We start from the raw sequence: 12441 nt of genomic DNA on the forward strand, positions 1-12441 counted from the left end.
CACGCCGGATCGTTCGCCGCCGTTCCACCGATCGACTCACGGGGCTCCCAGCCTTGGTGACCAACTCATCGGGTCGTCAGAAGGAGCAGGAGCGTGCGGTGCCAGTAACCCGGAGATCGTTCATGAAGGGACTCGGCGTCACCGGAGGCGCCGGGGTGATGTACGGGGCGATGTCCGCGATCGGGCTGGCCCCGGCCGCGGCGGAGGCGCCGTTCCGGGCGCCCACGATGGGGGACCTCGTCGGGCAGGCCCCGGGGCACCACTCCGTGGCCGTGCTGGGTGCGGGGCCCGCCGGCATGTGCACGGCCTACGAGCTCGGCAAGGCCGGCTACGACGTGACGGTCCTGGAAGCGCGGACGCGTCCCGGCGGCCGGGTGTGGTCGATCCGGGCCGGCACCGAGGAGACGGACCTGAACGGGGAGACGCAGCGCTCCACGTTCTCGGACGGCCATTTCTTCAACATGGGCGCCACCCGCATCCCGCAGAGCCACGTGACGCTCGACTACTGCAAGGAACTCGGCGTCGAGATCCAGCCGTTCGGCAACCAGAACGCGAACACCGTGGTCAACTACGCCAGCGACACACCGCTGTCGAAGACCTCGATGACCTACCGGGCGGCCAAGGCCGACACGTTCGGCTACGTCTCCGAACTGCTGCAGAAGGCCGCCTCGCGCGGTGCCCTCGACGACGTGCTCTCGGCCGACGACAAGCACGCCCTCGCGGAGTTCCTGACCGACTTCGGCGACCTCGGCAGCGACGGGCGCTATCTCGGCTCGACCCGGCGCGGGTACACCTCGGAGCCGGGTGCGGGCACCGACTACGGCACGCGCCTGGCACCACCGCACAGCATGTCGGACGTCATCCGCAGCGGGATCGGGCGCAACTTCGCGTTCGACTTCGAGTACGACCAGGCGACGATGATGTTCACCCCGATCGGCGGGATGGACCGCATCTACTACGCGTTCCAGGACCGGCTCGGCGACCGCGTCAAGTTCGGCTCCGTCGTCACGGCGATGCGCAACGTCCCGGAGGGCGTCACCGTCGAGTACACCGCGGGCGGCCGGGCCCAGTCGATCACCACCGACTACGTCGTGTGCACGATCCCGCCGCACCTCGTCGGCCGGCTGGGCAACAACCTCCCCGCCGACGTGCTGGCAGCGCTCAAGGCAGCCAAGGTGACGTCGTCGGGAAAGCTCGGCATCGAGTACTCGAGGCGCTGGTGGGAGACCGACGAGCGCATCTACGGCGGCGCGAGCAACACCGACAAGGACATCGCGCAGATCATGTTCCCCTACGACCACTTCCATTCCGACCGGGGCGTGGTGGTCGGCTACTACAACACCGGCAAACGCCACCAGGCCTTCGAGTCGCTCACCCACCGCCAGCGGCTGGCCAAGGCGCTGGCGGAAGGCGCCGAGATCCACGGCGACAAGTACAAGAAGGACGTCACCTCGTCGTTCTCCGGGAGCTGGCGGCGCACCCGGTACTCCGAGTCGGCGTGGGCGTCGTGGGACTCCACGAGTCCCGAGTACAAGCTGCTCCTGCAGCCCGTGGACAAGATCTATTTCGCTGGCGACCACCTCTCGAACGCCATCGCGTGGCAGCACGGAGCGTTCACCTCCGCCCGGTCCGTCGTCGCCGCTCTGCACAGCCGTGTCGCGGGACCGAGCTGATGAGCCGGCCGTCGATCACCCGTACAGCGACGACCCGGACCCCCACCACTCAGCCACCTCAGCACCGACGGGAGCACCCGATGCCGACACCGCCACACCAGGGAACGCCGCACCTGCGGGCACTTGCCACGGGAGCGGCCGTGCTGGCGCTCGCCGCAGCCGGATGCTCGACCGGCACGTCCGCCGCCGCGCCCGCTCCTCCCGCCGCCGTGTCCCAGGCGGTGCTGGAGCCAGGCCAGGACAACCCGATGATCGCCCAGGGCGTGGCGCTCGGCGCGGGCGCCGCGTTCTACAAGACCAGCGGGCTGGGCCCGAAGCAGATGAACGCCGCCGCCGCCGAGGGGACCCCCGAGTCGTTCATCGACACCGACCAGTTCGCAGGCGGCGTGCTGCCCGCCGGGGTCACGCTGACCGAGGCTCAGGGGATGAACGTGCTGCGCAACATCCGCGAGAACCTCGAGGCGCAGGGCCTGACGCTCGAGAACGTGACGACGATGCGCGTCTTCCTCGACAACGCCCCCGGGTCCGACCGCGCCGACTACGCCGGCTGGAACCGCGCCTACCGGCAGTTCTTCGCCAACACCAACCTCTCCAGCGGCGACACCGAGCTCGTGCCGCTGGGCAGCGCCGCTCCTGCCGCGCCGCTGGTCCGTAACCCGGCGCGGCCGAGTCGCTTCGCGCTCGAGGTGCAGAGCCTGCCCGTGGCGGGCTGGCTGGTGGAGGTGGAGGTCGACGCGGTGTTCCCCGCCGGCAGCGGACCCCGCTGACGACAGGATCGACGGCCGTCCTACGTACGGCGCCTACGTAGGACGGCCGGGGAATGGGGGAGAGTCCCCATGTGACGCGGCTCGATCCGGGCGATTGTTCACTGCATGAGCAGCCTGACTGCCCAGCAGGCGATCGAGGCGGCCCGCGCCGTCGCCGCCACCTTGGCCAAGGACGCCGTGGAGCGGGACAGGGCGAACGCCAAGCCGCACGCCGAGGTGCAACTGCTGCGTGATGCCGCCCTGCCCGCCATCCTGCTGCCGCGGGAGGTCGGCGGCTCTGGCCTCGGGTGGGACACCGCGCTGCGGGTGGTGCGCGAGATCTCCGCCGCCGACGGCTCGATCGGCCAACTGCTCGGCTACCACTACATGAACCAGGATCTCCTGGTCTGGTTGCACAACCCGGATGCGTTGGCCCTGTGGGGCGTGCGGTCCGCGGAGCATCAGTGGGTGTGGGGCGACGCGGTGGACGTGTACGCACCGGCCACCACGCTCGTCGGGGACGGCTCCGGTTTCCGGATGTCCGGGCGCAAGAGCTTCGCCACCGGATTCTCGGTGGCGGACGTGTCCGTGGTGGCCGTCGCCGAACCCGGAACGGGATCGCCGTTGCTCGTCATCGTCGAGAGCACGGCGGACGGGGTGGCGCCGGGCGGTGACTGGGACAACCTCGGACAGCGCCTCTCGGCGAGCGGCAGCGTCACGTTCACCGATGTCGCCATCAGCCCCGAGCAGGTGCTCGGCACGCTGGACCCGGCGCGCGCGACCCCCCAGGGCTCGCTGATCGCTCCCGTCAGCCAGGCCGTGCACAGCGAGATGTACCTGGGCATCGCCCAGGGCGCGTTGCGGACGGCGGGGGAGTACACGCGCACGGTGTCGCGGCCCTTCCTGCTCTCCGGCGTCGAGTCGGCCACGGCGGATCCGTACGTGCTCGCCACGTACGGCCGGCTCGTGGCGGCGGTGCGCGCGGTCGAGGCGCTGGCCGACGACGTGGGCACGCACGTGGCCCGCGTGAACGCCGCCAGGGACGGCCTCACCTGGGACGCGCGCGGCGAGCTGGCCGTGCACACCTCGGCGCTGAAGGTGGTGGCCATCGAGACCGTGCTGGAGGTGACGTCGAGGATCTTCGAGGTGACGGGAGCGCGGGCCACCAGCAACGCGGTGGGGCTCGACCGGTTCTGGCGCAACGCACGCACCCACACACTGCACGACCCGGTCGTCTACAAGCAGCGCGAGGTGGGCGAGCACTTCCTCACCGGTACCTACCCGCCGTTCACCGTCTACAGCTGATCCCCGGGCCGGCGCCGGGTCGCCGTCATCTCGCCGCCCAGGCAGGCGCGTCCCGCGTCCGGCGAGCCGCGAGCGCGACGAGCTGGCCGCGGGCCCGCACGTCGAGCTTGCGGCACAGCGCCTCGACATGCTTCTCCACGGTGCGAGGGGAGATCACCAGCGTGTTCGCCAGTTCACGCGTGGTGGTGAGCCCCCCGCCCAGCAGGTTGAGCACCTCGGCCTCGCGTGGGGTCACGCCGCGCCGGCGTAGCCAGTCCGGAACCGGGGGGTTTCCGGCCTGCGGCGAGGCTGCGAGCGTGCGGCAGGCGTCGGCGATCGCCGGGGTGCCGAATCGGTCGAAGAACTCGCCTGCCTCGGCCGCCCAGGTCTGCGGATCACCCCACCCGTCAGCCAGCGCGGCTTCCGCGACCAGCCGCCGCGCGAGATGGCGCAACCACGGCCAGGGCAGCTCCCGTGGGCCGAAGGAGGTGACGACGGCGGCGGCCTGCTCGCCGTGGCCGCGGCGACCGGCCAGCACCGCCTCGGCGAGGTCGGCAAACGCGGCGTTGGGCCGGTTCACCACGGCCGGGCTCGTGCGCAGCGCCCCGATCGCCGCTTCCGCGTCGCGACCCTCGACGGCGCGCAGCAGCGCCCACCACCCCCACCACGGCAACGGCCGAACCTCCGGTGCATCGGTGGTGAGCGTGAACGCCGTCTCCAGCTCACGGACTGCCGCCGCCCGGTCCTCCGACAGCAGCGAGCAGACCCCGCGGGCGAAGCCCCAGATCCCGGCCTCCGCGTCGGCGTCGGCATCCAGCGCCCCGGCCGGGACGGCGGCGATGTCGCGTTCGACGCCGGACCGATCGGCCCGCAGCGCGGCGGCACAGGGCACCATCCCGAGCGCGATCACGTGGATCTGGTCGAAGCCGAGTGCGGCAGCTCCGTCGCGGGCCGACGCGGCCGCGGCGCGTGCAGCCTCGGGGTCACCGTTCATGAGGTGGGAGGCACCCAGATCCAGGTCGAGCACCACCACCAGGCGCACGGCCCCCGCTGCGACCGCGGCGGCGCGGGCGGCCTCGAGCCGGTCGCGCCGCCCGGTGCGGAAGAGGTCGATCGTGCCCAGCTCGTGCAGCGCCGACAGCACGCCGAGCGGCAGGTCGTGTGCCACCGCGATCGCGTGGGCCTTCTCGAATGCGGCGAGCGCCGTGTCCGGGTCGGCCGTGCGCTCGGCCCGGCCCACCACCTGGAGCGCCTCGCACGCGACGTCGGGCCTGCCGGCGGCCAGCGCCGGATCGACGACGCCGGACGCGAGGGTGGCCGCGGCGGTGCGCGAGTTGCGGCCGAGCAGGACGAGAGCTCGAACCAGGTCGGCCTCGGGGGCATCGGGATCGTGCTGAAGCGGGCCGTGATCGGGTCCGTGCTCGGTCGGGCAGTGCGGGTTGGGCACGGCGGCGGCCGCGAGCTGCACCTCGGCGAGCTCCCACCGGCCGGCCTCGGCCGCTGCCCGGGCCAGCCGGAGACGGGCGCGGCGGCGCACGGTCTCGTCGGGCGCCGAGCGCAGTTCCGCCATCAGTTCCGCCGTGGCGGCCGCGGCTGCGTCCGGGTCGCCTGCGCGGCACCGAACGTCGGCCACTGCGTCGGCGAGCGCGACACGGGTGGCCGCCGGGCGTGCGAGGGCCAGACCGCGGGACAGCAACCGGTCGGCGGAGTCCAGCGCTCCGTCGCGGGCGGCGCGGGTGCCGGCGCGGGCCAGGAGGTCGGCGGCGGACGGGTCGCCTGCCAGCTCGGCGAGATCGGCCGCCAGCAGGGCGGCCTCCCCAGGCAGGTCAGGGGAGCGATGACGCAGCACACCGCCCAGTGCGGCGGCCATCTCGGCCTGCAGCGGGCCGGAGAGCCCGGCGAGCACCGCGTCCTGAGTGAGCGCGTGGCGGAAGCGGTACCCGGGGCCGTCGGGCTCCAGCAGCCCGGCACCGGTCGCCGAGGCCACCGCCGCCGTCATCGTGGTCGTGTCGAGCTCCAGCGCCTCGGCCACGAGTCGCCAGTCGAACCGGCGGCCGAGCAGCGCCGCGGCGGCGAGCACGTTGCCATCCACCGGGTCCAGGTCGGCCACCCGCCGCCGGACGGAGTCCGCGAGCGAGCGGGGCACCGTCGTGCTGCCGCCCGGAATCGTGGTGTCGTAGTCGCCGAGCAGCTCTTCGACCATCAGCGGCACGCCGTCGGCCTGGGCCGTCACCGGCGCGGCGGCCTCGGGGTCGAGCCCGCAGGCCCGGACCATCTCGGTGACGGCGGCGTCGTCGAGAGCGGTGAGCGGCATCGGTAGCGCACACCCGCGGGCCGCCAGCGCGTCGGACACGGCCCACGCCTGGTCGCCCTCGCCGCTGCGCAGCGTGGCGAGCAGCAGCACACCGCTGTCGGCGATGTGGTCGCCGAGGTACTCCAGCACGGCGAGCGTCTCGGGGTCGGCCCAGTGCAGGTCCTCGAGGACGACCACGCAGCCCCGCGGCGCGACGAGCCGGAGCAGTCGCAACAGCCCTTCGGCGAGCACCGGCCCCGACGCCGACGGCGCGCCGGTGGCCCATTCGGGCACCAACGGCCCCAACACGGCGGCGTACGGCCCGAGCTCGCTGCGGTCGGGGAGCCCGTGGCGGCGGGCGAGGGCCAGCGTGACCTCGACGAACGGACGCAGCGGCGCCGAGCTCGCCCCGGACACGGCCCGCCCGACGACCGCAGGCAGCCCGGCCCTGGCGGCGGCCGCAGACACCTCACGAGCCATCCGGGACTTGCCGATCCCCGCCTCGCCGCTGAGGAACACGACGGTGCCGGCGCCGCGCCGTGCCGCGCCGAGCAGGTCGACGAGCACGGCGAGCTCTGCGTGCCGCCCGACGAGGGACGGGCAACGTACCTGATGCACCAGCACCTCCCGTCGCGCTCTCCTCGACTCTCCACGGATGGGCGGCTCCAGGGGGCGCCCTGGGCGTCATGTGTCGAGGCCCACGGAACGCAAGCTCTATCGGAGGACCATCAACAGACTCCCGGGCCACCATCTCTCAACAGCCACTTGCCACGTGGAGAACGTCTTCGTCCTCTCAGCGACGGAGGGCTGCCATTCTGATGCGTGCGGTCGATGGAATTCCGTTCCGTGGACATTCGGTGCATATCGACCCGAATCCGTCATGCGGGAGAGAGTGGCCGCAGCGGGCACATTCGGCGCGAAGTTTCTCGTTGTCACGAGGGAGAGACCTGCGAAATGCGTGTACGGGATCCGGAGGAGGTGAATGCAGTGCGCCGGGGAGCCGAGGGCCGGGAGGGGTCGGGGCGTGGGTCGGTCTGCCCGTTCGGGGTGAACCGCGACACGGGCGCCGCCGTCGTACTGGCCGAGCACGCCCAGGGGTGGTACGACGAAAGGTGATCTCGCCGTCGCCCGGCCGTCGCGGTGGTAGCCGCCCGATGAGCCGGACGTCGAGGGAAATCGGGCACCGCGGCCGGTTGGGCAACGGAGCCGACTCGACGTGAGCACTTCCGGATGACGTGCGTGAGTCGATCGCAGAGGAGTCGCCATGTCCGTCGATGAGATGTCCGAGCCCGTTCCGTCCGTCGAGGTGTCCCCGCAGGATCTCCCGGGCACCGTGCGGAGCCTCGGCTCGATGAGCTGGGTTCGTGAGCCGCTCGACGATGCGGTGGGCGGTCGCCGGCGGGTGATCGCCCCGCCGAGCGCCGCGACCATCGGCACTCCCGCACACGGTGCCAAGGCGGCGCTGCGAGCCGAGCTCGGCAAGCCCAACACGGTGTTCATGATGGGCGACAACCCGGCGCTGCCGCGGATGCCTGAGCGGCCGACACTGCTCGACTTCTTCCGGCTGCGGTTCGACGGCTTCTCCGTCTCGCACATGCTGCAGAGCGCCAAGATCGCCAAGGAGCGCGGCCTCGACGAGAAGGTCGTGATGGCCTGTCTCCTGCACGACATCGCCATCGCCGGGCTGATCTCCAGCCACCACGGGCACTGGGGAGCGCAGCTGATCGCGCCGTACGTCGACGAGGAGGTGGCCTGGGCGGTCGAGAAGCACGAGGCGCTGCGGTACTTCGCGGACGAGTCCGTCGGCTACTCCTACCCAGAGGCGTACATCGCGTACTTCGGAGCCGACTACGACCCCCCGGCGTACATCCACCAGGAGCACGAGGAAGCGCGCAAGCACCGCTGGTACATGACCTCCCGGCTGATCACGATCAACGACATCTATTCGTTCGACCCCGGGGCGCAGGTGCAGTTCGAGGAGTTCGAGGACATCATCGGCCGCAACTTCCGGCAGCCTGAGGAAGGCCTCGGTTTCGACGGATCGCCGGTGGCGCACATGTGGCGCACGATGATCTGGCCGAACAACTTCCTGTGATCCCGTAGCTGCCTCTCCTCAGACGGCCTGGGATTCGTCGCGCGACGATGTGGGCAGCATCGCCAGGTCCTCGAGGGGGATCTCGGTGCCGGTGTCGTCGACGACGGCGACGTGCACGGGGCGGCCGGTGGTGCGGGAACGCCGGACGATGGAGGGCCCGGCCGGGCGCGGCCGATACTCGTCCCCCCATTGCTGCAGGGCGGCCAGAACCAGCCGTAGCTTCCTGCCGGACTCCGTGAGGTGGTAGCTGACGCGCGTGCGGCTGCCGGGCTCCCGGTACTGCTGCGGCTCGAGGATGCCGGCGGCCACGAGGGTGCGGAGGCGGGCGCTCAGCAGATTGGGAGCGATGCCGAGGGTGCTGCGGAAGTCGGCGAACCGGGTGGTGCCCAAGAATGCGCTGCGCAGAATGAGGAACGTCCACCTCTCACCGAGGACCTCGAGACTGCGCTCGATCGAGCATGCCGGCTCGTTCTCTTCGGCCTCCATCCGACAAGAGTAGGACGAAGCGTTCGATCGGGGGCGGCTGACTCCGGGATCGCAACGTAGCCCGTGCTCCACTGGGACAACGCCGGATCTCTCGACGGGAGAAGATCATGATCGACCATCGGTACGAGGTGTCCAGAACGGCATTGCTGCTCGTGGATCCCTACAACGACTTCCTTTCCGAGGGCGGGAAGCTGTGGGAGACCCTGCGGCCGGTTGCCACCGAGGTGCGGCTGCTCGACAACCTCCGCGCGGTCACCGCGGCTGCGCGCGCCTCTGGCGTGGTGACGTTCGTCGTGCCGCACCGCAGGTGGGAGCCGGGTGACTACGACGACTGGGACCATCCGAACCCGACGCAGCGTGCGATCCAGAAGCGACACACCTTCGCCCGGGGCGAATGGGGCGGTGAATGGCACCCGGACTTCGCGCCTCAGCCGGGCGATGTGGTGATCAAGGAGCACTGGGCGCAGAGCGGGTTCGCCAACACGGATCTCGACTTCCAGCTCAAGCAGCACGGCATCACGCACGTGGTGGCGATCGGTCTACTCGCGAACACCTGCATCGAGTCGACCGGTCGTTTCGCGATGGAGCTCGGCTATCACGTGACGCTCGTGCGCGACGCGACCGCGGCGTTCAGCCCGGCGATGATGCACGCCGCTCACGAGCTGAACGGACCGACTTTCGCCCATGCCATCGTGACGACCGACGAGCTGCTCGCGGTCCTGCCCCACGCCGGAGCCACCTCCCGCTCGGGGGACGGGAGGTGACCCGGCTTCGTCCCGGTTCGTGAGGCCGGGTTCGGGGAGCGGACAGTGCGCGCCGGTCAGACTCCGGCGCCGACGAGGACCGGCTGGTCGTGCGTGACGGCCGGCGGTGGCTCGTGGCCGACGGGGTGGGCGAGCAACCAGTCCCACACCTCGACCGGGCCGTCGGCGATGTGCACGGCGCCGCAGTGGCAGGTGCCCTGGAGCTGGTCGCTGCCCGGCAGCCACACCACGCGCAGCACGCCGGGCCCGGTGAGCATGCGGGTGGGCTCGATGGTCATGCCGGGCTCACCTCCCCGCCGCCGTGGCCGGCTCCGGCCGCAGCATCGCCGCGAGCATCCGCCGGGCGGCGAGGCCGCCGGTGTCGATGTTGATGGACAGCTCCTGGTACCCGGCCGGTTCAGTGGCGATCACCTGCTCCAGCACGTCGAGCGCCGCGACGTCCTGCAGCACGACCGTGCGGTTCTGCTCGGCGATGAAGTCCGAGACCGACGTGTCGTCGAGCGCGAAGTCGCGGGCGACCGCCCAGAAGTCATGGGTGCTGTGCTCGGTCTCCGGGGTGATCGCGTAGACGACCTCGACGTGGAAGGCATCGGGGTCGGTGCCGTCCGGGTTCGGCAGGGACCCGACCGGTGCGATCCGGCTGTGCAGCTTGTAGAGGCACGGCGGGGTGTACTCGATGTCCTGCCAGCGCGCGATGCGCCCGGTCAGGCCGGTGGAGGTCGCGTAGAACGGCGGGCACTCGGCGTCGTCCATGTGCCGGCTGACGTAGACGATGCCCGCGGCCTCGTCGACCTCGGTGGTGATCGGAGTGCTGGCCACCTCGGGCGTGCCGATGTAGCCGCCGTGCAGGTAGGTCTCGTGGGAGAGGTCGAGGAGGTTGTCGACCAGCAGGCCGAAGCGGGCCGCGAGCGGCTCCATCCCCGACACCGACGTGTAGTCGGGCGAGACCAGCCACGGCGCCCGCGGGATGCGCGTCGCATCGGCCAGTGCGGGGTCGCCGATCCACACCCAGACGAACGAGTCCTGCTCCACGACCGGATAGGTGCGCAGCCGGGCGGTGCGGGGCACCCGCGTCTGCCCCGGCACCGCGACGCAGGCACCGTCGGCGCCGTAGGTGAAGCCGTGGTAGCCGCACACCACGGAGTCGCCGACCAGCCGGGTCGGCGCCTGGGACAGCGGGAACCGGCGGTGCACGCATCGGTCGGACATGGCGGTGAGCTGCCCCGCCTCCGTGCGCCAGAACAGGATCGACTCGCCGCAGATCGTGCGGGAGAACAGATCGTGTCCGATCTCGCGGCCATAGGCCGCGACGTACCACTGGTCGCGGGGGATCGTCGTCATATCAACGAATGTTCCGACCGAAGCACGGGTCTCCGAACCCCCGTTACCGCATGCCGGAAACCTGATCCGCATATCAGTGGATCAGCCGGTCGACGGGAACGGGACACGAGGACGGCGGTGATCAGGTCCGTGTGAGGTCTGGCTAATATCCGCGCGCACCGAGGACGGGAGAACAGCGATCGCAGCCGAGGCGAAGCACAACCAGTCCCCGCGTCCGGGGGGCGACAGGTTCGCGGAGCGCCGCCGGGAACTGGCCGACGCGGCGATCCAGACGCTGTCGGAGCTCGGCTACGCCCGCACCAGCCTGCGTGAGATCGCCCAGAACTCCGCGTTCTCCCACGGCGTGCTGCACTACTACTTCGCCGACAAGGTCGACCTGATCACCTACTGCGTGCGGCAGTACAAGGCGCAGTGCGTGCTGCGCTACGACCAGATCGTGTCCCGGGCGAAGACGCCGGAACGGCTCGCGGACGGGTTCGCCGACGCCCTGGTGGCCACCGTGCGCGACGAGGGCAGGATGCACCGCCTGTGGTACGACCTGCGCTCGCAGGCGCTGTTCGACGACTCCTTCCGTGCCGATGTCCTCGAGATCGACGACAGCCTCGAGCGGATGATCTGGCGCATCGTCAGCCGCTACGCCGAACTGCTCGGCGTGGAGCTGACCACCACGCCCTCGATGGCCTACACGATGTTCGACGGTGCCTTCCAGATGGCGCTGCTGCGCCACCTCGCAGGTCAGCCGGAGGCGCTCGTCGAGCTCCGGACCCACATCCAGATGCTCCTCGCGCACGTCACGTGCATGCCGGCACGCACCCAACGCGTCAGCTGATCGTCGCCAGCGCTCGGGGCGCGACCTCGACGCGGACGGCGGTGCCTGCCTCGACGGCGAGCACCTCGCCGTCGAGCTGCAACGGGGTCGGCTTCAGCGTGGTGAAGCCGTAGTGGGTGGCGCTGGGCTGCGGGCCGAGTCCCGTGGTGGCCGCGCGGATGGCGACGCCCAGGATGCGCCACTTCGCGGTGTGCGGCAGCGTGATCACCTCGAACCGCCCGTCGTCGGGCCGGCCCGACTCGCTGAGGACGGCGTACTTGGCCATCTGACTGATGTTGGCGAACACCAGGCTGTCGATCCGGTGGCGGCTCCCGTCCTCCAGTTCGATGCTGAAGGGGCGGAACCGGGCGAAGGTGCGCACCACGGAGACGATCTCCCGGAAGGAGCCCTTGCCGCCCTTCTCCAGGTCGACGGCGACGACCGGCGTGAGCCCGACCCCGATGTAGGAGTGGGCATGGTGAACGCGGGCGTCGGCGCCGGTGCCGACGGTGAGGCGGAGCAGGTCGATGCGGCGCACGTCGCCTGCCACCACCGCCTCGACCAGCGGGCGTTCCCGGGTGGTCCGCCGGTGGTCGTTGGCGTTGCCCGCCGCCATCACCGCACACACGGCGTCGTCGTTGCCGGCCTGCATGACGCCGTCGACCACCTCGTTGTACCCGCCGTCGCCACTGACCGAGACGATCAGCGGGCGGCCGCCACCCGCGGCCGCCTCCCGTGCCAGGTCACGGCCGTGCCCGGCCCGCTGCGTCGGACTCATCGTCACGGGCAGCCCGGGCAGCCGCTCGGCCAGGCAGGCCCGCAGCTCGTCGGCGAGCTCGGGTGCCTTGCCGGTGCTGTTCGGGTTGAAGATCACGACGACGCGGTCGAACGCGGGGAGCAAGGACCGCCGGGCCGGCCCGAATCGATTCACACCGGCGTATACCCCGGTGC

The 12441-nt window shown here is 71.3% G+C and carries 12 protein-coding genes; 7 read left to right on the top strand and 5 right to left on the bottom strand.

The window, feature by feature from the left end:
- Positions 1–98 precede the first annotated feature (98 nt).
- The 3 genes from ABD743_RS42330 (at position 99) to ABD743_RS42340 (ending at position 3724) form a co-directional block, all read left to right on the top strand.
- Positions 99–1673 (top strand): FAD-dependent oxidoreductase, encoded by a 1575-nt coding sequence (locus ABD743_RS42330; RefSeq protein WP_344730072.1) that lies wholly within the window; start codon positions 99–101, stop codon positions 1671–1673.
- 80 nt (positions 1674–1753) lie between these two features.
- Positions 1754–2440 (top strand): Rid family hydrolase, encoded by a 687-nt coding sequence (locus tag ABD743_RS42335; RefSeq protein ID WP_344730074.1) that lies wholly within the window; start codon positions 1754–1756, stop codon positions 2438–2440.
- A gap of 105 nt (positions 2441–2545) precedes the next feature.
- Positions 2546–3724 (top strand): acyl-CoA dehydrogenase family protein, encoded by a 1179-nt coding sequence (locus ABD743_RS42340; protein ID WP_344730076.1) that lies wholly within the window; start codon positions 2546–2548, stop codon positions 3722–3724.
- A gap of 25 nt (positions 3725–3749) precedes the next feature.
- Here the strand turns inward: ABD743_RS42340 and ABD743_RS42345 are convergent, their stop codons facing one another.
- Positions 3750–6614: a helix-turn-helix transcriptional regulator gene (locus ABD743_RS42345; RefSeq protein ID WP_344730077.1), complete on the bottom strand. Its 2865-nt coding sequence runs from the start codon at positions 6612–6614 to the stop codon at positions 3750–3752.
- Positions 6615–6983: 369 nt separating this feature from the next.
- Here ABD743_RS42345 and ABD743_RS42350 point away from each other — a divergent pair, with 369 nt between their 5' ends.
- Positions 6984–7112 carry a hypothetical protein gene (locus ABD743_RS42350; protein ID WP_344730078.1) on the top strand — a complete coding sequence of 43 codons (129 nt, stop codon included), beginning with the start codon at positions 6984–6986 and terminating at the stop codon, positions 7110–7112.
- Between the two features lie 148 nt (positions 7113–7260).
- On the top strand, positions 7261–8091 hold the full coding sequence (locus ABD743_RS42355; protein WP_344730080.1) for an HD domain-containing protein: 831 nt from the start codon (positions 7261–7263) through the stop codon (positions 8089–8091).
- Between the two features lie 18 nt (positions 8092–8109).
- Here the strand turns inward: ABD743_RS42355 and ABD743_RS42360 are convergent, their stop codons facing one another.
- Positions 8110–8577, bottom strand: coding sequence for a winged helix-turn-helix transcriptional regulator (locus ABD743_RS42360; RefSeq protein WP_344730081.1), 468 nt, complete (start codon positions 8575–8577; stop codon positions 8110–8112).
- 107 nt (positions 8578–8684) lie between these two features.
- Between ABD743_RS42360 and ABD743_RS42365 the strand changes: the two genes are divergently transcribed.
- Positions 8685–9341: a cysteine hydrolase family protein gene (locus tag ABD743_RS42365; RefSeq protein WP_344730082.1), complete on the top strand. Its 657-nt coding sequence runs from the start codon at positions 8685–8687 to the stop codon at positions 9339–9341.
- A gap of 56 nt (positions 9342–9397) precedes the next feature.
- On the opposite strand, the gene ABD743_RS42370 is transcribed toward ABD743_RS42365, so the two are convergent.
- Both ABD743_RS42370 and ABD743_RS42375 read right to left on the bottom strand, forming a co-directional pair.
- Positions 9398–9619, bottom strand: coding sequence for a hypothetical protein (locus ABD743_RS42370; protein ID WP_344730083.1), 222 nt, complete (start codon positions 9617–9619; stop codon positions 9398–9400).
- Between the two features lie 7 nt (positions 9620–9626).
- A complete protein-coding gene (locus tag ABD743_RS42375) occupies positions 9627–10682 on the bottom strand; it encodes a Rieske 2Fe-2S domain-containing protein (protein WP_344730084.1) in 1056 nt (351 codons plus the stop codon).
- A 178-nt stretch (positions 10683–10860) separates the two neighbouring features.
- On the opposite strand from ABD743_RS42375, the gene ABD743_RS42380 reads away from it, so the two are divergent.
- Positions 10861–11511 (top strand): TetR/AcrR family transcriptional regulator, encoded by a 651-nt coding sequence (locus ABD743_RS42380; protein ID WP_344730163.1) that lies wholly within the window; start codon positions 10861–10863, stop codon positions 11509–11511.
- Here the strand turns inward: ABD743_RS42380 and ABD743_RS42385 are convergent.
- Positions 11504–12421 (bottom strand): diacylglycerol/lipid kinase family protein, encoded by a 918-nt coding sequence (locus tag ABD743_RS42385; protein ID WP_344730085.1) that lies wholly within the window; start codon positions 12419–12421, stop codon positions 11504–11506. The two genes, ABD743_RS42380 and ABD743_RS42385, sit on opposite strands and share 8 nt — an antisense overlap.
- Between the last annotated feature and the right edge of the window lie 20 nt (positions 12422–12441).

It is taken from the genome of Pseudonocardia yunnanensis (assembly GCF_039534065.1).
In the GTDB taxonomy this organism is placed as follows: domain Bacteria; phylum Actinomycetota; class Actinomycetes; order Mycobacteriales; family Pseudonocardiaceae; genus Pseudonocardia; species Pseudonocardia yunnanensis.

Excerpts from the sequence above, each read along its gene's own strand:
- ABD743_RS42335 (WP_344730074.1), top strand. The coding sequence starts at position 1,754 with ATGCCGACACCGCCACACCAGGGAACGCCGCACCTGCGGGCACTTGCC.
- ABD743_RS42340 (WP_344730076.1), top strand. The coding sequence starts at position 2,546 with ATGAGCAGCCTGACTGCCCAGCAGGCGATCGAGGCGGCCCGCGCCGTC.
- ABD743_RS42355 (WP_344730080.1), top strand. The coding sequence starts at position 7,261 with ATGTCCGTCGATGAGATGTCCGAGCCCGTTCCGTCCGTCGAGGTGTCC.
- ABD743_RS42360 (WP_344730081.1), bottom strand. The coding sequence starts at position 8,577 with ATGGAGGCCGAAGAGAACGAGCCGGCATGCTCGATCGAGCGCAGTCTC.
- ABD743_RS42365 (WP_344730082.1), top strand. The coding sequence starts at position 8,685 with ATGATCGACCATCGGTACGAGGTGTCCAGAACGGCATTGCTGCTCGTG.
- ABD743_RS42370 (WP_344730083.1), bottom strand. The coding sequence starts at position 9,619 with ATGACCATCGAGCCCACCCGCATGCTCACCGGGCCCGGCGTGCTGCGC.
- ABD743_RS42375 (WP_344730084.1), bottom strand. The coding sequence starts at position 10,682 with ATGACGACGATCCCCCGCGACCAGTGGTACGTCGCGGCCTATGGCCGC.